Source organism: Bacillus sp. MHSD_36, assembly GCF_030757775.1.
Classification (GTDB): Bacteria; Bacillota; Bacilli; order Bacillales; family Bacillaceae_G; genus Bacillus_A.
Window position 1 is genome coordinate 226763 of the sequence record NZ_JAVBIS010000003.1, and the last position, 19441, is coordinate 246203.

A 19441-nucleotide genomic window follows, 5' to 3' on the forward strand; every position below is an offset into this window, starting at 1 on the left:
AATCGGCATTGGGAAACGTAGTAGTAAAGTTAGAGAATGTTCGAAAAAAAATTGGTGGAACGGAAATTATCCGTGGTTTATCATTTGAAGTTCGTGAAGGGGAAGTGTACGGGTTCCTTGGACCGAACGGTAGCGGTAAGACAACGACGATCCGTATGATGACAGGTCTTATTTCAATGACAGGGGGCGATATTACAATTTGTGGTCATAGTATTCGCACGGAGCGTGAAAAGGCACTAGAGAAAATTGGAGCGATTGTAGAAAATCCTGAATTATATGATTATATGACTGGAATGCAAAACTTAAAGCATTTTGCGAACATGGCAATTACACCAATTAGTAACGAGCGCATTGCTGAAATTGTAAAGCTAGTTGAGTTAGAGCATGCGATTCATAAAAAAGTGAAAACATATTCACTTGGTATGAAACAGCGTTTAGGAATTGCACAGGCATTACTTCATCAGCCGAAAATCTTAATTTTAGATGAGCCGACAAATGGATTAGATCCAGCTGGTATTCGCCAAATTCGTGATTATTTACAACGTCTAGCGAAAGAAGAGAATATTGCTGTAATCGTATCAAGTCACTTATTAAGTGAAATTGAACTCATGTGTGATCGCGTCGTTATTATTAAGCAAGGTGAGTTTGTACAAGAGTACAACTTACATGAACAAGCAAAACATGATGAGACAGTCGTTGTAGCGTTTGAAGTAGATCAAGTACAGAAAGCAAATGAAATCATGAAAGGTAAGGCGCAAGGAAATGTCATTGTAGTATCTGTAACGAAAGAAGAAATTCCACAACTTGTAAAGAAACTTGTGAATGAAGATGTGCTTGTATACGGAGTTACTGTTCAAAATAAAACGTTAGAGGACGAGTTCTTAGCGATTACAGGGGGAGTGAAAGCGTAATGTTTAAATTAATTCAAAATGAATTTTTAAAGCTGCATGCGAAAAAAGGAATGTATATTTTAATTGGTGTTATTGCAGTATTGGAGATTTTGGGAGTTTTAGTGATGTTGAAATGGGGAGACGGGACTGAATTTAAAGGATCATATTTAGATTTTGCAAGTTCAGATATTGTTTTAATTACTTTGTTTGCGACGATATTTGGAATTACGATTGCTTCTCGTATGATTACTGATGAGTTCCAAAAAGGTACAATTAAGCAGTTATTAATCCGTCCAAGAAAACGAATGACAGTTTTATTCTCTAAATATATTACAGTGTTACTTACTATAGTATTTATCATATTTGCTAGCACGTTCATTGCAATGATTATTGGCGGAATTGTAATGGATGGTAGCAAAACAGAATTAACGGTAGGAATCGTAATGAAATCTACTTTATATCAAGTACTTTCACCGTTCTTCTTTGCGACGCTTGCATTTTTCTTAGCAAATGTATTTAGAAAATCTGTATTGCCATTAATTATTACATTGTTCTTCTTTTTCCTACAACAGCCAATTAAGATGATGCTTATGATGTTTGCAAAAGGCTCCGCAAAATTTGTTGTGTTGTTCCATTTTAATTTAAATGTTTACGATGGCAATAAATTAATTAATCGTGGTGCAGAACCACCGTTCACAGAATTTACGTTTACAACTTCATTATTACTTGTGATTACGTATATTGTTGTATTACTTATAGCATCAGGCGCATTATTCCAGAAACGTGACGTATTATAATAAAAGAAATCCCCGCTTGTAAAAACGGGGATTTTTATTACATAACTTTCTTGTATATTTCAACTGGAAGAAAAGAATGATTACTATATATATTGTTCGAAATTATTTGAGAAAAATAGGAAGAATTTCAACTATATTCATATTATAATTTAGTTATCACACCATTTACTTTTACTATCTTTGGAGGTGTTCTATATGCACTATGCATTTTCACGTATAAGACTACGTAGCTTTTTTGGATGGATGATTATAGGGTTGTTCCTTACGATGATTCCATTAAGTCTATCAAATGTTTCTGAGAATACGGTGGAGGTTGTTTCACAAATAACTTTATTTTTTGTATTTCCGTTATTTTGGTTATACATAAAAACAAATAAAAATAATGTTGTATTTAACAGCTTCTTTGATAAGCCAGGACGTTTGTCGTGGGGGTTAATTGGGTTAGCAACGATAATGGGAATGATTTTTTCAGTTGGTATATCTCATATTCAATTTTACATATTAGCACATACGTTACCGAATTTCTTAGTTACTATGTTAGAAGATGGAAATGTTATTAATACAAGTAACGTATATATGACGATATTTACTTTCATTTCAGCATGCGTATTAGCACCTATTATGGAAGAGGTTATTTTTAGGGGCTTCTTTTTACAGCGAATGGCTTATAAATGGGGGATTAAAAAAGCTGTTATTATATCTTCACTTATTTTTGGCTTAGGGCATTTTGATGTTATTGGTGCGTTCATGTTTGGTGTTGTGATGTGTCTTTTATACATAAAAACGAAAAATATATGGACGAATATAGCTGTACACGCTTTAAATAATTTAATTGCAACAAGTATGCAATTTGTCGGTGGAGAAGAGGGTAGTGCCATTTCAATTCCTGAATTACAAGCGCAAAGTAATTTATGGATCGGTATCGGTCTTACAGTTGTTGGATTACTTTGGTTAATTCCTTACGTTTGGAAACAATGGCGTACAGTAAAAGAAGTGGGTGTGCCACCAGTGCGCTTTATAAATGAGGAAAAAGTAGTGAGTGCATTACAAGAAAATGAAGAGTATACTCAAGTGTTCGTAACAGATAGACTGATGGCTGTAGAGTTACCAGATGAGGCTGTGAATAAGCTTCGGTTAGAAGAAAATGATTATGTAACAGTATCTGTAGAAGAGGATAAAATTGTAATAAAGAAAGCACATGATAGATAATTAAAAAGTAGCTCCTTAAGAGCTACTTTTTAATTTGTAATAATTTCTACACGAAAATTATTACCGTTCTTTACATATTTAATATCTGTAACAGTGCGGACTGTTTTTAAAATCTCAACTTTTTCACCAATTCGAGGGATAGTCGGAACATTATCCCAAATGCCAAGCAAGCCATCTAATTGTGCCGTTTTTTCATAAAACCAGATTTTCAATGTAAAGCCCCTTTCTCGAACTTTATGTATTTTAATACATAATATATTATTTTTATTCTTATTGTAAGGGGTTTTTGTATATTTTATGAATAAAAATTAATTAATCTTCTGGGAAGATATGTTCAATATCAGGAGTAAGAGATACTTCTGATAATACGATATGAGAAACAGTCGTTGCATATGAGGAAACATCATTGATAAATTCTTCAAGTTCAACGAGTGAAGGAACAGAAATTTTTACAATGTAGCATAAGCTTCCTGTTACTCGGTAACAAAAACTTGCAGATGGATAGGACTGAATAAATTGTTGCATACGTGTTGTGTCCCCATTTTTTAAAGTGATTTCTAAAATACAATCTAAAACAAGTCCTGCTTTTTTATAATCGATATCGATTGTGTACTTTTGGATCACGCCTTCACTTTCGAGTTTACGAACACGTTCTGCAGTAGACGGAGCAGATAAGTTTACTCGTTTCGCCAATTCACGCATGGAAAGGCGACTATCATTATATAATTCATTTAAAATTTTTCGATCAACACGGTCTAGTTGCATTTGTAAATATACCTCCAGTAAAATAATGATTTTTGTAAAGGAAAAATATAAATTAAGATTCATATGAAATGTAAAGTGAACTTTATTTATTTTACAATAAAACAGAAGGAAATAGGAGGGGAAATGATGGAGAGAATTTCATTATCAAATGTAGGAGATACAAAGTTTCAAAAGTTATTAGGGCATAATCCAGAGTTATTACATTCATGGAGTATGGTAGAGAATACATTGTATAGTAAAGGAACTCTCTCGGCAGAGCTGAAAGAGCAAGTAAGAAGAACATTAGCTTACGGGAATGAATGTCCGTACTGTATGGCAAAGGGAAGGCCTGATGATATGCAAAAGGTAGAAGAAATTGGGGTAGCAGTTACTTTTGCGCATACATTTGTTCATGACAAAAAGGCGATAGATGATAATATGTTCCATGTATTGCAACAATATTGGACGGAAAAAGAAATTGTAGAGCTTTGCGCTTATATTTGTTTTATTACTGCGTCGCAACAACTTGGTTTTCTATTTCAATTACAGCCAAATGAAGGAGAAAATGATAATGAATCAAATAGCACTTATCATAATTGATGTACAAAAGGCGTTTCAATTACCATACTGGGGTGAGAGAAATAATCCTTTTGCTGAAGAAAATATGAGAATTTTGTTAGCAGAATGGAGAAAAAGGAAACGACCAGTTTTTCATATTCAACATGTAAATAAAGAAAATGAACATTCGATGTTTTATGAGGGAGCAGAAACAGTCAACTTTAAAGAAGAAGTGAAACCACTGTCAGGTGAAGTGGTTATTCAGAAAGCCGTTAACAGCGCGTTCATTGGAACAAATTTAGAAGAGCAATTAAGAGAAAACAAATGTAATGCAGTAGTGATTGTAGGGTTAACGACAAATCATTGTGTGGAGACTACGACACGAATGGCAGGAAATTTTGGATTTACAACATATTTAGTGAGTGATGCAACGGCTACTTTTAATCGTAAAGGTCTAGATGGTAAAGAGTATAGTGCAGAAGATATTCACAATATGACACTTGTAAATTTACATGAAGAGTTTGCTACGATTGTGACGACAAAAGAAGTATTAAAATTATTTTAAGAAAATAATTGCGAATTATGTAGAAAAAAATAAGAATATTTCGTATAATCTAAGTACAATCATTTTGAAAATAGGGGTGGCATCATATGGAGCAAATTCCGGTAAAGAGAATAGAAGAAGTACTTGTTGTAGCAGGGAATGATAAACAGAAGCAAAAGGAATTTTATGAATTGCTCTTATCTACTGAGTTTTATGTTGCTGGTTCACTAGAAGCAGAGGACGGGGCAACAGAAGGAATACTTCGTTTGCGTCATTTCCAAGGAGAGGGTAGATGGATCGTTCCGTTCTTTACACAAATGGAATTTGTAAAAGACGTGTTGCCAGAAGGAACGCCCCTTATTACGATACGTGGGAAAGAGTTATTTGGTAGCATTGAGAAAGATGCTACAGCAGTATTAAATGTTGGCACTGATATTAGTAAAACATTTATTCCAGAAGAAATTGCAGATATCGCATCTGGACGAATTTTTAATTATTATAAATAAAAGGAAAAGCTGAATCGCTTTTCCTTTTTTAATTTGAAAACGGAGTGGCTACGCCAGAGGAAATAGAGAGTGTTTTATTATTTGTATTTATTGTCGCTGTAGCTCCAAGAGGAATCCCGATGTTTGGGCTTATATGACCGATCGGCAAACCGAATAGAACAGGTATATGATAGGGTGCGAAATATTCATATAATATTGTTTGCAATGATTGAGATGGTTTAGAAGGAGTGCAGTCGTGACAACTTGTAAAAATAACACCACTACATTCATTAAACTTTCCAGATAAAAGTAGCTGATTTAACATACGGTCAATACGATATGGTTCTTCTCCAATGTCTTCAAGCAACAAAAGTTTATTAGCCGTATTTATCTCATAGGATGAGCCAATTATACTCGTTAATACAGTTAAATTTCCTCCTATTAACGTGCCTGTAACTGCACAGGAAGGGGTAGGTACGATACATTCTGAAGCAGATAAGATGGTGGAGTACGGATGGAATAGTTGATTGAAAGAAGATAAAGAAAGAGAATCTATACCTTTTCCTAACTCTTCAACCATTGGCCCATGAAAAGTAACGAGCTTTGCATAACGTGAAAAGGCCGTATGTAAAGCTGTAATATCGCTATATCCCCAAAAGATTTTTGGGTTTTGCCTAATGACTTCATATTGAATGTGAGGGAGGAGACGAGCACTTCCGTAACCACCTCGTGCACAGAAAATGGCCTTTACTTCATGATTTGAAAAAGCTTCATGTATATCATCGAGCCGAACTTGATCACTTCCAGCTAAATATCCGTACTTCTCATAAACACTCTTCCCGATTACTACAGATAAACCTATTTCTTGTAGTACGTTTACACCTTTTAATACATTTTCAATTGTTGGTGGGCCGGACGGTGCAATAATCATTACTGTATCACCTTGTTGTAACGCATTTGGATATATCATTGTTTTCAGCCTCCTTCACTTTCAATATATTCGCTTCATAGGAAGTTCAACCCTTGTAAAAGAAGGGGAAAGTTTGTCAAATAAAGAAGATATAAGGGGAATAGGAGGAGAAATGATGTTTACAAGTCGAGTTATAGATACATTACAAATTAAGTATCCAATCATTCAAGCGGGTATGGCAGGTGCAATTACGACGCCTGAGCTTGTTGCAGCTGTAAGTAATAGCGGAGGATTAGGAACGCTTGGAGCGGGCTATATGAGCCCTGAACAAATTCGTGGTGCAATTTATAAAATAAGGCAACAAACGGATAAGCCTTTCGGTGTGAATTTACTGTTAACGAAAGAGATACAAATAGAAGAAGAGAAGATAAACTTGGCCAAGGGATTACTTAGCGGAGTGAATAGAGAATTCGGTATAGAGGAAGAAGAGCAGTTAAAGCTTCCCAAAAGTTATAAAGAACAATTACAAGTGTTAGTAGAAGAAAACGTGCCAGTCGTTAGCTTTGCATTTCAAACGTTAGAAAAAGAAGAAATAGATGAATTGAAAAGAAGAGGAATTAAAGTCATCGGAACAGCTACTCATGTGGCAGAGGCGAAAGTACTTGCTGAATTAGGAGTAGACATTATTGTCGGTCAAGGTAGCGAGGCAGGAGGGCATAGAGGAACGTTTATTGGGAAAGAACAGGACGCTATGATTGGGACGTTCGCATTAATTCCGCAGTTAGTAGCAGCTGTCCCTCACATCCCGATTGTTGCAGCAGGTGGTGTAATGAACGGACAAGGGCTTGTTGCGGCATTTACACTGGGGGCAGAAGCTGTTCAAATGGGATCAGCCTTTTTAACGAGTGAAGAAAGTATTACGCCTGATGTATATAAACAAGCGGTTTTACGTAGTACAGATACAAGTACAACTGTGACTCGTGCGTTTTCCGGAAAATATGCACGAGGTATTCGTAATGAATTTATAGAGAAGCATGAAGGGAAAGAAGAAGGGCTTCCGATGTATCCAGTGCAAAATGTATTAACCTCTAAAATACGCCAAGAAGCAGCAAAACGTAATAAAAGAGAATATATGTCGCTTTGGGCAGGACAAGCGTCATCATTAGCACGAATAGAATCAGCTCAGCATGTAGTGGAGCGAGTGATGAAAGAAGCAGATAACGTAATCGAACAATTGCAAAATGTATATAGAAAAAGACCACTTGAATAATTCAAGCGGTCTTTTCTTTAGTTTGCTTTATAAAATTGTTGGATGGCTTCATCGATATAAACCCAGCCTTTCCAACCTAAGTGCATGTGATCTTTTAAGAAGTATTTATCATACTCATGATTTGAGAAGTCGGCAATTGGATAGCCAGCTTTCTCAATTTGCTCATGAACTTTCTTATAGTACAATTCTCGGCGTTCTTTCGGGAAGCCAGCGTAATCGTACCAAGGACCTTTTACAGGAACAGAAATGAAGAGTGGTTTTGCACCAGATTGTTTTAATAAATCAAGTACAATTTGTAAATCTTCATATTCTGGCGATTGATCATAAGCATCATTTTTTAAGTAGCCTTCACGTTGCTTTAATTTCTTCTTGATTTTGCTGTTGAAGTAACCATCTTCGATACCATATTCGTTAGATCCAGATTCCGCTGCACCTGTTTGATCTGCATGTTTACGAGCTTCATCCCAGTTCATTTGTTTTAATGAAGGGTCAAGTTTTTCTTTATGCGGTTTAATATCAAACATTGCTGTAAATAAATCTTTGCGATCTAAAATGTTACGATAAATATAAGCGAAAGGTTTAGCAGCAAGTGCTTTTACTTTATGCTTTGTATCATCGTAAACGATACCTTCAAGCGAAATTTTAAGTAAAGTTTCTTTCTTAACAATCTCAAAGTTTAATAAACGTTTTGCAATTTGCTTTTTCATTTCAGGTTTTACATCATCGTTGAAAATGAAGTGGTAACCTTGTTGTTTTGAAAAGTTAGGTGCAAAGTGTGTTTCATCAATACCTTGTGGCACAAACCATTGCGGAGAAAGAACGAATACCATTTTCTTATCCTTCAATTGATCCATTGTAGATGCAAAGTTTAATACATGTACAAGGTCTTGTGTTCCACCGCGTCCAAGTAGGAATGGTGTGAAGCCTTCAGGCTTTACTTTGAAATAATTTGATGGATGGTAAGCATCCATACGTGCGAATTCTGATGATCCATACATCGGAAGGTATTTCGAGTCTGCTAACATCTTTTGCTGTAAAATCATACTTTGAATCTTTTCTTCTTTTAAAGAAGTGGCAGCTTGTTCTACTTTTTCATCACTTAAAAGTGGAAGTAGGAAGCGCGTTGGAATAAGTAAGAATACAGCAAAAAGGGCCAATGCTAAAAGCATCGGACCAAATTTTGCTTTGTTCATCGGATTTCTTCCAACTTCTTAATAACCATGTTTGGAGTAGCCCACTCGTCACGGTCAAAATCAGAAATAGAAACTTCAATATCTAAACGCTCTTGGAATTCAACTAATAAAGATACTACAGCGAAAGAATCAAGAATACCTTCTTCAAATAATTGAACATCTAAGTTTTCTTTCACAATATCGTTTTCACATACTTCTTCTAAAATATCTAATACTTGCTCTTTGAATTCTGCCATTTTTAAAATCTCCTTTATATCCGAAATATATTATATGTGCAACTTCTTACTAGTTATAAGAAGGGTGCATTAAAAGTATCTGTTAAGGTGTCCAGAGAAAATTAGGAAACCGAAACATACAACGTGGAACGTAATTACAATCGCAAGGACGTGTGTAAATTTATTGTTTGGCCAAAACTTATGCTTCTTGTTTTTTCGTTCGAAAATATCGAATAAAATGAACAGTGCGGCATGATAGAGACCATAAATAACATATTGTGCAACAGCGCTTCCTTGGATGTGCCAAATTCCCATAATGAAGAAGTTTAAAAATGCACCGATATACGAAATTGTGTAACGGTTCTTAATTAACTTTTTCTTCGTTGCAAAAAAGACGAAACGCATGTAGATGAAATCACGGAACCAGAATGATAAACTCATGTGCCAGCGGTTCCAGAAGTCTTTAATATTACGACTAAGGAATGGCTTATTAAAGTTTTCTGGCGTTTTAATTCCCATCATGTAACTGATACCAATTACGAACGCACTATAACCTGCAAAGTCAAAGAATAATTGCATGCTAGTAGCGTACATAAAAATCACATTAGATAAAAGTGTATCTTGATTGGCGAATACTGCCTTTACAAGGTATGTTGTTATCAAGTGCGCGATTATAAACTTATACAGAAAACCTTGGAAAATACGGTTAAGCCCTGTATATAGTAAATTTTGATATTCCTCAGCACTAGGTGGCTTTTGGATATCTTTTTGGAATCTACGATAACGATCGATAGGTCCACTTGAAATCGCAGGGAAGAATAAAACGAATTCCCAGAAATTAAAGAAGGAAAGTTCTTTAATTAAATTATCACGAACTTCAAAGACCATTTGTACAGCTCTAAATGTTACGTAAGACATACCTGCGAAAACAATAAAATGTAATTCAGGTACAAATGGTGCGATTTTTGCCAAAATAAGTGGCAAAATCGATAAAATAACAGCTATACAAAACGTGAATGTACTATTATTTTGTTTTCTTAAAATTAAATAGCCTTTAATTAGGGCATATTGCCAAATAATAAATGCGGCTAACATAATCGCTTGCTTCGGTTTATCTGAGAAGATAATAGCAATCATGACTAATGTTAATACTGCATTATATTTACGCAACATTTTACCTTTTAATCCAGCTATGATAGTAGGTATTAATAAAATGCCCACTATAGCGAAAAAATAAAATGATCCATATGCGGTCATGCTGTAACCTCACTCAATAATTTTTTGCGATCTACCTTTCCATTTGGTGTCATTGGAATAGAAGATTGATACATGAATTTACGTGGAATCATGTAGTTTGGTAATCGCTCATTGAGTTCTTTTTTGATTGCAGATGTTAATTTGAATTCTTTTTCAAATGAATGTTCTCCAGGAACAACAACCGCTAATAAATAATCGTATTTTTCACCTTTTTTAATTGGAACGATAACTGCACCTTCTACGTAAGAACACGCACGAAGGTGATGCTCAATTTCTTCTAATTCCATTCGATAACCATGCAGCTTAATTTGGAAATCAAGACGACCATTATAGAATAGAAGACCATTTTCAACATAGCCAGCATCGCCTGTTTTATAGGCGCGCTCACCGTCAATCATAGTAAATGCTTTTTCTGTTAATTCAGGGCTTCCTAAATATCCAACGCTTACGCTTGGACCGACAATTACGATTTCACCTTTTTCACCATCGGGTGCAACCGTACCATCTTCTTTCATAATAAGAAGGCGGCAGTCTGATTTACAGTAGCCAACTGGAAGTGATTTGTATTGATCAAGCACTTCTTTTGTAACGTGAATACCAGTTACAGCGACAGTAGCTTCTGTTGGACCGTACGTATTCATAATTGTTGCTTTCGGGAAACGCTCAATTAATTTTCTAGCTACTTCATTTGGTAACACTTCACCGCAGAATAAGAATGTTTTCATGTTTGGTAGCATACTCTCAGAGAAAGATGCTTCCATTAAACACATCTCTGCGAAAGATGGTGTTGAAGTCCATACTTGTATATCCGATTGCTCTAAAGAAGCAAACAAGTCTTTTGGACGTGCAATCATATCTTTATCGATTGCCCAAAGTGTACCACCTGTTACTAATGATGGGTAAATATCCATGACAGATAAATCGAATGAGAAAGGTGCTTGGTTTAAGAATACTTGCCCTGTTTGTAAGTTGAAATCTTCTACAGCCCATTTTGTAAAGCTTACAAGGCAGTTATAAGTAATCTGAACCCCTTTCGGATTACCTGTGCTTCCTGAAGTGTAAATAATGTAGAAGTTCTCATCACCTTTTACCGCATGTTCAGGATTTGGAGTGTTCCCTTTATGAGTAAAGAAAATATCTTTTAAGTTGTCCTCACTTACAATGCGAACTGGTAAATCAGTTACAGTTACTGCTGCTGCTGATAAAAGTAGTTTCGCACCAGAATTTTCAGCGATACGTTGTACACGATCAGCTGGGATAGATAAATCTACAGGAATATAAGCATGTCCAGCTTTTACACATCCTAAAAAGTTAATAATCATTTCAGGTTGCATATGGCCATACACCATAATTGGTGAACGATCATCTGGATACTCAGAAGAAATCCAATGTGCTAACGCATCAGAATCTTCCTTTAATTGTTTGTACGTAATTTTCGCATCTCGCCAAACAAAAGCAGTTTGATCAGGCGTTTCAATAGCCCACTTTTCAATTTGTTCTAATAACTTCATAACGTTCCCACCCTAGAATTCATTGTAAATAAATGTACTTGTGTTTGTATCATGGAATCCATACAACCAAAGTAATGCAAATAAAATTGCAAGGTAATAAACCGTCTTTGCAACCCATTGTGTGAGTGGTCGAGACCATATCTCTTTTAATCTTTCCATGTCTTTCCCTCTCTTAATGAAATAATAGCTCTTTGTAGGTATCATGTCCTACATTATTGTGAAAAAAACAAAATTCCACATTTTAGGTAAAAATAAGTCAAAAGGCTCTTTTCTGATATTAGCACTAAATACTAAAAAAGAAAATCCCTAACTTAGCAATTATATTACATTCAGCATCAATTTGTAATGGATTTGATATGTAAATAAAAAGTGGACTGTATGAATGTAGAGAAATACAATATTTGTTTGTATTTCTTCATAATTAATATATGAATTGCTAAAGTCTCTTAAAAGGGGGAGTATCTGATGGAGAGTGTGTGGAAAAATCTAATTTCGGAAGAAAATATTGTGAAATGGAGACGACATTTTCACAAGTATCCGGAATTATCATTTCATGAAAAAGAAACTTCGCAATTTATATATGATACACTATGCTCATTTTCTTCTTATGAAGTAACGAGACCGACGAAGTATAGTGTACTAGCGATTAAAAGAGGAACGGAACAAGGGAAAGTGATTGCGATTCGAGCTGATATAGATGCTTTGCCAATTCAAGAGGAGACAAGTAAATCTTATACATCTGTAAATAAAGGAGTGATGCATGCATGTGGGCATGATGCTCACGCCGCTATTTTGTTAAGTACAGCAGAGGCACTATCAAATATAAAGGAAGATTTTGCAGGTGAAATTCGTCTATTCTTTCAGCACGCGGAAGAGGTGTATCCTGGCGGGGGGAAAGAAATGGTTGAGGCAGGCGTGATGGACGGTGTTGATTATGTAATAGGTTTACATGTTATGTCAGGACTTGAGAGCGGGAAGATTGGAATTGCGTACGGTCCGATGATGGCGGCACCAGACGTATTTACAGTTGAAATTCAAGGGAAAGGGGGACATGCGGCGAGACCAGAAGAAACGATAGATCCTATTGCTATCGGAGCACAGATTATTACAAATTTACAACATATCGTATCAAGAAATACAAATGCTTTCATGCAAAGAGTCGTTTCAGTTACGCAGTTTCATGGGGGAATGGCTGATAATATCATCCCTAGTGTAGCAACTTTAATGGGAACTGTTCGTTCATTTAATCAAGCATTGAGAGTAGAAGCAGAAGAGAAAATTGAGAAAATCGTGAAAGGAATTACAAAAGCACATGGGGGAGAGTATACATATACGTATCGATATGGATATGATCCGGTTATTAATGATGAATATATTACGAAAGTAGTAGAAGAAAGTGCACTACATTTATTTGGAAATGAGCGTGTTGTGAAGCTTAAACCTTCTATGGGAGGAGAAGATTTTTCAGCATATTTAAGAAAAGCACCTGGTTGTTTCATTAAACTAGGAACAGGGAATGAAATGATAGATACTTGCTACCCGCATCATCATCCAAAGTTTGATGTAGATGAATCAGCGCTAATTTATGGAGTGGAACTATTTTTAGAGACAGCGATAAGACTACTAAAATCATAGAAAAGTATAAAAAAAGGCAACTGCGCTCTATCGCAGTTGCTTTTATTTCTTTCCGTCAGAGAGGGCTGAGAAAGAACTATGCTCATTTATAGTATATGAATAGCTAACGGACAAGCTTGTACATTTTAATCATTTTTTTAAAAATAGTTGTTGACAGTGATAATCAATGTCAATTAATCTAAAAGTAGTTGAAATTGATAATTATTATCAATAGGGTGGATGCGACATGTTAATGAGAAAAAAATTTCACCTTCTGCGGAGGGGATTAAAAGATAAAAATAAAGAAGTTGATCAGCATATGGAATGGCAACGAAATGTAATTCGTTCCGAATATGTAGATGAGAAGAAGAGCATTCAGACAGAAAAAGAGATACAAAGTAAAGGGAGAGGTTCAGTTGAGTAAGTTAGTAATGATTTTTGCAAGTATGAGTGGAAATACAGAGGAAATGGCTGATCATATTGCCGGCGTGATTCGTGAAACAGAAAATGAAATTGAAGTGATTGATATTATGGATTCACCAGAAGCTTCTATACTAGAACAGTATGATGGAATTATTTTAGGTGCATACACTTGGGGAGATGGTGACCTTCCTGATGATTTCTTAGATTTTTATGACGCAATGGATTCTATTGATTTAACTGGGAAAAAAGCGGCAGTCTTCGGATCATGTGATTCTGCTTATCCGAAGTACGGCGTAGCGGTTGACATTTTAATAGAAAAGCTACAAGAACGCGGAGCTACAGTTGTGATAGAAGGACTAAAAGTAGAATTAACGCCAGAAGATGAAGATGTAGAAAAATGTTTACAGTTTGGAGCTGAATTTGTAAAACACCTTTCTTAATGGCAGAAGGGAGATGAAGAGCAAGTGCACGAGAAAATCGCAATCAAAACGATGACAGATTATCATTTGTATGATTTTATGCGTTGTCCGCATAAATTTTATTTTCGTCATATAAAAAGAAGAGAACCTTCTTCGTTTGAATGGCAACAAATCGCACAAATGATTGTGAATCGAATTATTAACGAATATTACACACTACCTGCGGGCCAACAAACGAAAATTGTACTTTTAATATTAATAGAAAAGTATTGGAAAAAAGTAAGGGTTAATATGTTTGCTTCGAAGGCGGAGTATTATATTGTGTTAGCGAAGCTAACAGATCACTTATTACAGTTTGTTGAAAGAGAGGATAGTCAGACACCGCCGTTATTTTTGTATGAAAAATTTCAAACATATATGGAAGAGTTAGGTGTCCACATGTCATTGACATTAGAAGTTGGTGAGTGGAGTACTAAGTCGTTTGTAATTAAAAAGTATGTTGTCGATGCAGATGAGGAAATGCTTGCTCTTTGTCAAAAGTTAATGACAGTATTTAGTTGTAAAGCTTTCGGCATTCTTCCAGGAAAAATTGAAGTAATTAATTTAATAGAAGGAACCAAGTATGAGTACATTCCGAAACAGGAAGATATTATAACTGGAATGGCTGATTTATCTAGAATGAAAGAAATGTTGCAGCAACCGGAGCATTATATAGAGCGTCAGTTTCGTTCTGAGTGTATAAGTTGTGCATTTCGTAGCGAATGCCAAGGGGAAGAAGTAAAGAAAGAAGCGGAGCAGAAGAAAAATATCGTACATTAAAGGATGCAATGTTGCATCCTTTTTTTGTATTGACATGAAAAGCTTTTCATCATTTACCGTATATTTGTAGCAGATTTTAATAAAGGGAGGAATAATTAATGAAAGATGAAACGCAAGTATTTCAATGGTTAAAAGAACAGAATGCCCCTTTTGGAATTCAACTGCAAATTTTACAGGCATTTCAACTGTATAAAGTCATTGTTGAAATGGATAAAAGGTTAATGTTGTATGAGGAGAGAGAGCAGAGGGAGAGAATGTAATCTCATCCCTGCAGTATTATTTTCAGTTGTTCTATACCCGATATGAATGCAAGTTCATTCTTATTTTCAAAGTTATAAATTATATTATGTAGTAAAGGGCTGTATTGATAAAAGGTAGTGATGCGGTGAATGAGTAATGGATCATGGTGTGAAATAAGCATGCTATATTGTTCATATACTGATGTAGTAAATTCATGTCCAAAATCATAATATAGCCCAGCAAAGTCAAAGGCGGGATCTCCCATTTGAGCATCACCAAAATCGATAATCCCTGAAATGGTTTTATTTTGTTTATCAAATAAAATGTGATGATGTGTAAAGTCAGCATGAATAATGGTATTTTGAAAAGTGGATGTATCGATACATGTAAAGAAATTTTCAAATAACCGATTTAAAGATGAATGCTGTAACGAAGTAAGACGGTTAGTAACATACTGATTTAACTTAGTTTGTAGCTCTTTCCAGTAGGTAAGTGTTTTTTCAACAGGGAACCCTAACGTTGTGCCTTGTTTTACAGGAATACTATGTAGAGTTGCAAGGAAGGTAGCTAATTGTGTAATAATAGTTTTCAGTTCTTTATCCTCAAGCTTGGTAACTGTGTCTGTTTTTAATGGTTCACCATGAATGAGCGTGTAGTAACTACAAAGTGGAACCGCATCAGCATCATTTCTATATAATAGGTGATAGTGTGGAACCTTAATTTCATGTAGTGAATAAGAGAGAAGTCTACATAGTTCTTTTTCTACCGGAATGCGCATTGCATATTCCTGTTTTCGCGGGAAACGAAACAGTAGTTCATCATTTACTATAATCGCTACGTTATCCCATCCTTCTTCATTTTGTTGATAGGAATGTATAGAAAGATTAGGCAAAGCTTCTTTTATATATTGTTTGTAAGAGTCCATAAATGTTCCTCGTTTCTAGGTTAAGTTATTCCACTTTATGATATCAGAATTTTCTTTCTATATGTTAAAATATAACTATCATTATAAATAAGGGTGGGAGTATTACGAAGAAAAGACTATTAATCGCTTCTCTATGTATTGCTTTTGGATTGTTTTGGTCATATAAACAGCAGGTTTTTGCAGCCTTTAAACCGATTGATCAATATGGATTAAATGAGGAACTGAAGAATAAAAGTATAGAAACTTTAACTCATAATGAAATGAAAAAGGTAGGAGAACATTTTGTGACAGAGCAACTATCAGTGTTTGAGTTTCATAATAAAGAAGATGTGAAACGAAAAGGTGAAGAAATATTTGTAAATAGAGGGTATGAGCAATTAATGAAAAATTATTATCCAAATCGTTTTCAGGATTTAGAGTATAAATTTATAAACGAGGAGATACGTGAAGTGATGAATGAAGGTTTTCTCTATAAAACTGTAGCATACGTTGCGGGTACTGAAAATGGTAAGAGAAGCGAAATGAAATTGAATTATGAAATGAACATCGTAAAGGTTAATAATATATTTAAAGTGTTAGAACAAAAACAGTACGTACAATAAAGGGAAACATGAACCAGTACTATAAATAGCGGTATAAAAAAATCCCCCAGTTCTTTGAGGGATTCTAAAGGTTTTCATTTTGTTGACCAATTTCTTTTTGAGCAATATATAAATTGCCTTGCTCGACTTGTTTCTGAGTAAGAACAGAATCACCTGCATACCCTTTTTCTGTTTTTACAGTTCGTTTTGAACGATTGGAATCTTGTTTCTTCATATAATAAATCACCTTCCATCAAAAATAAACGAAAATGATAAGCACAAGCAATACAGCAGCAAAAATGGTAATACCCATTAAAAACGAAGTGTTTTTATATTTAGGTTGTTTATGTACATCTTGCCGATATCCAGGTGAAATTTCAGGGGCGAATTCTTCGTCGAATGATTGCTTTTTTTCTTTTTCGTCCATATGTATCCACCTTTCTTTTTCATTATGTTATACGTTTAAAGAAAAAATATGCATAAAGAAAACCGCCCTCTATCGTGAGCGGCGGTCTTCTGTTGTGTATTTTTTTTGAACTTGAAAGAGACGGACAAGCAGGAAGGTTGCTCCAAATGCTAGACCGATAATAAGGCCAATCCAATATCCTTTTGCTGCCCAATCAGTATAGGTTGCTAATATGTAACCGAGAGGGAGACCAATTACCCAATAGGCGATCAATGTCATAATTAAGGCGACATTTACATCTTTATAACCACGTAGTGCCCCTTGTACAGGAGTTGCAATTGCATCTGAAATTTGAAATAAAATCGCAAATATAAGGAATTCTTTTGCTAAATGATGAACTTGTATATCTGTCGTATAAATCGAAGCAATTTCATCATCAAAGAAGTAAAGAAGAATGGAATATAATAGGGCGAATGCAAGTGCTAAGCCAATCCCGATAAATCCATATTGTTTTGCGTTATTATATCGTTTCGCTCCAACTTCAAATCCAACAGAGATGGTCATGGCCATTGCTAAACTTAAAGGAGTCATATATAGCAAGGAAGCGAAGTTCATAGCCGCTTGATGAGCTGCGATTGTTGTCGTACTAAAATTACTCATCATAAGTGTTACCGCAGCGAAAATACTCGTTTCAAAAAAGATAGCAAATCCGATAGGGACGCCAAGTTTTAAGAATTCTTTCCAACTCGAAAGAGAAGGGCGATATAATTGTTTAAAGATATGGAAAGATGCAAAAGGCTCTTTCGTACGAATAATCATAACGGTAATAATTAAAATGCACCAATAGGTTGCTGCAGAAGCAATTGCTGCTCCGACACCACCGAGTTTTGGAAAACCGAAATGACCGAAAATTAATACATAATTTAATACTATGTTAATAGGTAATGATAGTAACGTAATAATCATCGTTGTGCGAGTTTTTCCTAATGCATCAATAAATCCACGTAAAACAGTGTAAGTAAATAAAGGAATAATTCCAATTGCGATAATACTTAAAAATTGTGCTGCAATACGTTCCACCGGTTCTTCTAATCGCATGCCATTTAAAATGGGTGTAACAGCGAAGAATCCAATAAGGATAACGACGAAGCTAGCGCAAATTGCTAAATAGACTGCTTGTATGACGACTTGGGGGACATCCTCTTTTTTCTTAGATCCAACGAGTTGTGCAACAATTGGAGTCGTAGCCATCAAAATTCCTGTTAATCCCGTACTAACTGGAATCCATATACTTGTTCCGATAGCAACACCTGCTAAATCAATAGGGCTTGCATGTCCTGACATTGTCGTATCGAAAAAACTCATTGCAAATAATGACATTTGCGTAACGAAAATCGGGAAAAATAGTAATACAAATTGTTTTAATTTTTGTGATAATGAATTAGTTTCTTTCATAAAATCCCCTTTCCGCTAAAAAACAAACTCTAACTATCATACAATTTAATCAAAAAATAGAAAAGAAATACGCGTATACAATATGCACAATCAATAAAAAAAGGATGCACTTTAAAAGGGGATAAGGTATTATGATAAGGTGTGAAAAATTACATATTTGTTATTAAGGAGGCACTACTCGTGGCTGATTGGTTAATTGGAATAATCATGGGTGCTGTTGAAGGTTTAACAGAGTTTTTACCAGTTTCATCAACAGGACATATGATTTTAACAGGTCATTTACTTGGATTCGACGACGAGAGAGCGAAAGTTTTCGAAGTTGTTATCCAATTGGGATCGATTTTAGCAGTTGTAGTTATATTTTGGAAGCGTCTATGGTCTTTAGTAGGTATAGGAAAAGTAACAGATGGACCATCGTTGAATTTATTACATATTATTATCGGAATGATTCCTGCCGGCATATTAGGTGTATTATTCCATAGTGCAATTAAAAAGGTTTTATTTGGTCCAGGACCAGTTGTCATTAGTTTAGTAGCCGGTGGTATTTTAATGATTGTTGCTGAGAAGTTTTCGAAACCAAGTACAGCAAGAACATTAGATGAAATCACATATAAGCAAGCATTTACAATCGGAATGTTCCAATGTTTAGCGCTTTGGCCAGGATTTTCTCGTTCTGGTTCTACAATAAGTGGTGGTTTATTAGCTCGCGTGTCACATACAGCGGCAGCTGAATATACATTCATCTTAGCAGTACCAATGATGGTAGCAGCAAGTGGCTTAGATTTAATTAAAAGCTGGGATATATTAAGTGCGGCTGATATACCGTTATTTGCAACAGGATTTATTACAGCGTTCGTTGTTGCAATGCTTGCAATTGTTTCATTCTTAAAATTATTATCTCGCGTAAAACTAACACCGTTTGCTTACTACCGTTTCATTTTAGCTGCGGTATTCTATTTCTTCATTATGTAATAAA

At 35.2% G+C, this 19441-nt stretch carries 26 protein-coding genes; 14 read left to right on the forward strand and 12 right to left on the reverse strand.

Annotated elements, in window-relative coordinates:
- Window positions 1–8 precede the first annotated feature (8 nt).
- The 3 genes from Q9B79_RS14260 to Q9B79_RS14270 all read left to right on the forward strand — a co-directional run bounded on the left by Q9B79_RS14260 (window position 9) and on the right by Q9B79_RS14270 (window position 2896).
- On the forward strand, window positions 9–911 hold the full coding sequence (locus Q9B79_RS14260; RefSeq protein ID WP_306185234.1) for an ABC transporter ATP-binding protein: 903 nt from the start codon (window positions 9–11) through the stop codon (window positions 909–911).
- Window positions 911–1687 carry an ABC transporter permease gene (locus Q9B79_RS14265; RefSeq protein WP_306185235.1) on the forward strand — a complete coding sequence of 259 codons (777 nt, stop codon included), beginning with the start codon at window positions 911–913 and terminating at the stop codon, window positions 1685–1687. The genes Q9B79_RS14260 and Q9B79_RS14265 overlap by 1 nt, the downstream gene beginning before the upstream one ends.
- A gap of 195 nt (window positions 1688–1882) precedes the next feature.
- A complete protein-coding gene (locus Q9B79_RS14270) occupies window positions 1883–2896 on the forward strand; it encodes a CPBP family intramembrane glutamic endopeptidase (protein ID WP_306185237.1) in 1014 nt (337 codons plus the stop codon).
- 29 nt (window positions 2897–2925) lie between these two features.
- Here the strand turns inward: Q9B79_RS14270 and Q9B79_RS14275 are convergent, their stop codons facing one another.
- Both Q9B79_RS14275 and Q9B79_RS14280 read right to left on the reverse strand, forming a co-directional pair.
- Window positions 2926–3108, reverse strand: a complete 183-nt coding sequence (locus tag Q9B79_RS14275; protein WP_000707111.1) for a DUF3913 family protein — start codon at window positions 3106–3108, stop codon at window positions 2926–2928.
- Between the two features lie 100 nt (window positions 3109–3208).
- Window positions 3209–3661, reverse strand: a complete 453-nt coding sequence (locus Q9B79_RS14280; protein WP_001175498.1) for an Lrp/AsnC family transcriptional regulator — start codon at window positions 3659–3661, stop codon at window positions 3209–3211.
- A 63-nt stretch (window positions 3662–3724) separates the two neighbouring features.
- Between Q9B79_RS14280 and Q9B79_RS14285 the strand changes: the two genes are divergently transcribed.
- The 3 genes from Q9B79_RS14285 to Q9B79_RS14295 all read left to right on the forward strand — a co-directional run bounded on the left by Q9B79_RS14285 (window position 3725) and on the right by Q9B79_RS14295 (window position 5248).
- Window positions 3725–4240: a carboxymuconolactone decarboxylase family protein gene (locus Q9B79_RS14285; RefSeq protein WP_306185240.1), complete on the forward strand. Its 516-nt coding sequence runs from the start codon at window positions 3725–3727 to the stop codon at window positions 4238–4240.
- Window positions 4209–4763, forward strand: coding sequence for a cysteine hydrolase family protein (locus tag Q9B79_RS14290; protein ID WP_306186169.1), 555 nt, complete (start codon window positions 4209–4211; stop codon window positions 4761–4763). The genes Q9B79_RS14285 and Q9B79_RS14290 overlap by 32 nt, the downstream gene beginning before the upstream one ends.
- An 86-nt stretch (window positions 4764–4849) precedes the next feature.
- Window positions 4850–5248 carry an SseB family protein gene (locus Q9B79_RS14295; RefSeq protein WP_306185242.1) on the forward strand — a complete coding sequence of 133 codons (399 nt, stop codon included), beginning with the start codon at window positions 4850–4852 and terminating at the stop codon, window positions 5246–5248.
- 28 nt (window positions 5249–5276) lie between these two features.
- On the opposite strand, the gene Q9B79_RS14300 is transcribed toward Q9B79_RS14295, so the two are convergent.
- Entirely contained in the window at window positions 5277–6197 is a 921-nt protein-coding gene (locus tag Q9B79_RS14300) for a S66 peptidase family protein (protein WP_306185243.1), read from the reverse strand.
- A 115-nt stretch (window positions 6198–6312) separates the two neighbouring features.
- Here Q9B79_RS14300 and Q9B79_RS14305 point away from each other — a divergent pair, with 115 nt between their 5' ends.
- The gene (locus tag Q9B79_RS14305) at window positions 6313–7407 is read left to right on the forward strand and encodes an NAD(P)H-dependent flavin oxidoreductase (protein WP_306185244.1); all 1095 of its coding nucleotides are present in this window, start codon (window positions 6313–6315) and stop codon (window positions 7405–7407) included.
- A 17-nt stretch (window positions 7408–7424) separates the two neighbouring features.
- Here the strand turns inward: Q9B79_RS14305 and dltD are convergent, their stop codons facing one another.
- From dltD to Q9B79_RS14330, 5 genes are all read right to left on the reverse strand, one after another.
- Window positions 7425–8600, reverse strand: a complete 1176-nt coding sequence (dltD, locus tag Q9B79_RS14310; protein WP_098669906.1) for a D-alanyl-lipoteichoic acid biosynthesis protein DltD — start codon at window positions 8598–8600, stop codon at window positions 7425–7427.
- The gene (dltC, locus tag Q9B79_RS14315; protein ID WP_000807310.1) at window positions 8597–8836 is read right to left on the reverse strand and encodes a D-alanine--poly(phosphoribitol) ligase subunit DltC; all 240 of its coding nucleotides are present in this window, start codon (window positions 8834–8836) and stop codon (window positions 8597–8599) included. The genes dltD and dltC overlap by 4 nt, the downstream gene beginning before the upstream one ends.
- Window positions 8837–8905: 69 nt before the next feature.
- Complete coding sequence (gene dltB / locus Q9B79_RS14320) at window positions 8906–10072, reverse strand: D-alanyl-lipoteichoic acid biosynthesis protein DltB (protein WP_306185248.1); 1167 nt, start codon at window positions 10070–10072, stop codon at window positions 8906–8908.
- Window positions 10069–11583 carry a D-alanine--poly(phosphoribitol) ligase subunit DltA gene (dltA, locus tag Q9B79_RS14325; protein ID WP_306185250.1) on the reverse strand — a complete coding sequence of 505 codons (1515 nt, stop codon included), beginning with the start codon at window positions 11581–11583 and terminating at the stop codon, window positions 10069–10071. The genes dltB and dltA overlap by 4 nt, the downstream gene beginning before the upstream one ends.
- A 12-nt stretch (window positions 11584–11595) precedes the next feature.
- Window positions 11596–11742: a teichoic acid D-Ala incorporation-associated protein DltX gene (locus tag Q9B79_RS14330; protein ID WP_000440293.1), complete on the reverse strand. Its 147-nt coding sequence runs from the start codon at window positions 11740–11742 to the stop codon at window positions 11596–11598.
- Window positions 11743–12048: 306 nt separating this feature from the next.
- Here Q9B79_RS14330 and amaA point away from each other — a divergent pair, with 306 nt between their 5' ends.
- The 5 genes from amaA to Q9B79_RS14355 all read left to right on the forward strand — a co-directional run bounded on the left by amaA (window position 12049) and on the right by Q9B79_RS14355 (window position 15118).
- Window positions 12049–13218 carry an N-acyl-aliphatic-L-amino acid amidohydrolase gene (amaA, locus tag Q9B79_RS14335; protein WP_306185253.1) on the forward strand — a complete coding sequence of 390 codons (1170 nt, stop codon included), beginning with the start codon at window positions 12049–12051 and terminating at the stop codon, window positions 13216–13218.
- 226 nt (window positions 13219–13444) lie between these two features.
- The gene (locus tag Q9B79_RS14340; RefSeq protein WP_000929012.1) at window positions 13445–13621 is read left to right on the forward strand and encodes a hypothetical protein; all 177 of its coding nucleotides are present in this window, start codon (window positions 13445–13447) and stop codon (window positions 13619–13621) included.
- Entirely contained in the window at window positions 13614–14060 is a 447-nt protein-coding gene (locus tag Q9B79_RS14345; protein WP_306185256.1) for a flavodoxin, read from the forward strand. The genes Q9B79_RS14340 and Q9B79_RS14345 overlap by 8 nt, the downstream gene beginning before the upstream one ends.
- A gap of 24 nt (window positions 14061–14084) precedes the next feature.
- A complete protein-coding gene (locus tag Q9B79_RS14350) occupies window positions 14085–14858 on the forward strand; it encodes a hypothetical protein (protein ID WP_306185258.1) in 774 nt (257 codons plus the stop codon).
- A 98-nt stretch (window positions 14859–14956) separates the two neighbouring features.
- Window positions 14957–15118, forward strand: a complete 162-nt coding sequence (locus Q9B79_RS14355; RefSeq protein WP_098669911.1) for a hypothetical protein — start codon at window positions 14957–14959, stop codon at window positions 15116–15118.
- Window positions 15119–15120: 2 nt separating this feature from the next.
- Here the strand turns inward: Q9B79_RS14355 and Q9B79_RS14360 are convergent, their stop codons facing one another.
- On the reverse strand, window positions 15121–16023 hold the full coding sequence (locus tag Q9B79_RS14360; protein WP_306185261.1) for an aminoglycoside phosphotransferase family protein: 903 nt from the start codon (window positions 16021–16023) through the stop codon (window positions 15121–15123).
- 83 nt (window positions 16024–16106) lie between these two features.
- Here Q9B79_RS14360 and Q9B79_RS14365 point away from each other — a divergent pair, with 83 nt between their 5' ends.
- A complete protein-coding gene (locus tag Q9B79_RS14365; RefSeq protein ID WP_306186171.1) occupies window positions 16107–16625 on the forward strand; it encodes a biotin transporter BioY in 519 nt (172 codons plus the stop codon).
- A 64-nt stretch (window positions 16626–16689) separates the two neighbouring features.
- On the opposite strand, the gene Q9B79_RS14370 is transcribed toward Q9B79_RS14365, so the two are convergent.
- The 3 genes from Q9B79_RS14370 to Q9B79_RS14380 all read right to left on the reverse strand — a co-directional run bounded on the left by Q9B79_RS14370 (window position 16690) and on the right by Q9B79_RS14380 (window position 18465).
- The gene (locus tag Q9B79_RS14370) at window positions 16690–16839 is read right to left on the reverse strand and encodes a hypothetical protein (RefSeq protein WP_000743738.1); all 150 of its coding nucleotides are present in this window, start codon (window positions 16837–16839) and stop codon (window positions 16690–16692) included.
- A gap of 18 nt (window positions 16840–16857) precedes the next feature.
- Complete coding sequence (locus Q9B79_RS14375) at window positions 16858–17031, reverse strand: hypothetical protein (RefSeq protein WP_000343560.1); 174 nt, start codon at window positions 17029–17031, stop codon at window positions 16858–16860.
- Window positions 17032–17100: 69 nt separating this feature from the next.
- Window positions 17101–18465, reverse strand: a complete 1365-nt coding sequence (locus tag Q9B79_RS14380; RefSeq protein WP_306185264.1) for an MATE family efflux transporter — start codon at window positions 18463–18465, stop codon at window positions 17101–17103.
- A 180-nt stretch (window positions 18466–18645) separates the two neighbouring features.
- Here Q9B79_RS14380 and uppP point away from each other — a divergent pair, with 180 nt between their 5' ends.
- Window positions 18646–19437: a bacitracin resistance undecaprenyl-diphosphatase gene (gene uppP / locus Q9B79_RS14385; protein WP_000796243.1), complete on the forward strand. Its 792-nt coding sequence runs from the start codon at window positions 18646–18648 to the stop codon at window positions 19435–19437.
- Window positions 19438–19441 lie beyond the last annotated feature (4 nt).

Excerpts from the sequence above, each read along its gene's own strand:
- Q9B79_RS14295 (WP_306185242.1), top strand. The coding sequence starts at position 4,850 with ATGGAGCAAATTCCGGTAAAGAGAATAGAAGAAGTACTTGTTGTAGCA.
- amaA (WP_306185253.1), top strand. The coding sequence starts at position 12,049 with ATGGAGAGTGTGTGGAAAAATCTAATTTCGGAAGAAAATATTGTGAAA.
- dltD (WP_098669906.1), bottom strand. The coding sequence starts at position 8,600 with ATGAACAAAGCAAAATTTGGTCCGATGCTTTTAGCATTGGCCCTTTTT.
- dltB (WP_306185248.1), bottom strand. The coding sequence starts at position 10,072 with ATGACCGCATATGGATCATTTTATTTTTTCGCTATAGTGGGCATTTTA.
- Q9B79_RS14270 (WP_306185237.1), top strand. The coding sequence starts at position 1,883 with ATGCACTATGCATTTTCACGTATAAGACTACGTAGCTTTTTTGGATGG.
- Q9B79_RS14355 (WP_098669911.1), top strand. The coding sequence starts at position 14,957 with ATGAAAGATGAAACGCAAGTATTTCAATGGTTAAAAGAACAGAATGCC.
- Q9B79_RS14300 (WP_306185243.1), bottom strand. The coding sequence starts at position 6,197 with ATGATATATCCAAATGCGTTACAACAAGGTGATACAGTAATGATTATT.
- Q9B79_RS14330 (WP_000440293.1), bottom strand. The coding sequence starts at position 11,742 with ATGGAAAGATTAAAAGAGATATGGTCTCGACCACTCACACAATGGGTT.
- dltC (WP_000807310.1), bottom strand. The coding sequence starts at position 8,836 with ATGGCAGAATTCAAAGAGCAAGTATTAGATATTTTAGAAGAAGTATGT.
- dltA (WP_306185250.1), bottom strand. The coding sequence starts at position 11,583 with ATGAAGTTATTAGAACAAATTGAAAAGTGGGCTATTGAAACGCCTGAT.
- Q9B79_RS14285 (WP_306185240.1), top strand. The coding sequence starts at position 3,725 with ATGAAATGTAAAGTGAACTTTATTTATTTTACAATAAAACAGAAGGAA.
- Q9B79_RS14380 (WP_306185264.1), bottom strand. The coding sequence starts at position 18,465 with ATGAAAGAAACTAATTCATTATCACAAAAATTAAAACAATTTGTATTA.
- Q9B79_RS14340 (WP_000929012.1), top strand. The coding sequence starts at position 13,445 with ATGTTAATGAGAAAAAAATTTCACCTTCTGCGGAGGGGATTAAAAGAT.
- Q9B79_RS14280 (WP_001175498.1), bottom strand. The coding sequence starts at position 3,661 with ATGCAACTAGACCGTGTTGATCGAAAAATTTTAAATGAATTATATAAT.
- Q9B79_RS14360 (WP_306185261.1), bottom strand. The coding sequence starts at position 16,023 with ATGGACTCTTACAAACAATATATAAAAGAAGCTTTGCCTAATCTTTCT.
- Q9B79_RS14305 (WP_306185244.1), top strand. The coding sequence starts at position 6,313 with ATGTTTACAAGTCGAGTTATAGATACATTACAAATTAAGTATCCAATC.
- Q9B79_RS14370 (WP_000743738.1), bottom strand. The coding sequence starts at position 16,839 with ATGAAGAAACAAGATTCCAATCGTTCAAAACGAACTGTAAAAACAGAA.
- Q9B79_RS14265 (WP_306185235.1), top strand. The coding sequence starts at position 911 with ATGTTTAAATTAATTCAAAATGAATTTTTAAAGCTGCATGCGAAAAAA.
- Q9B79_RS14375 (WP_000343560.1), bottom strand. The coding sequence starts at position 17,031 with ATGGACGAAAAAGAAAAAAAGCAATCATTCGACGAAGAATTCGCCCCT.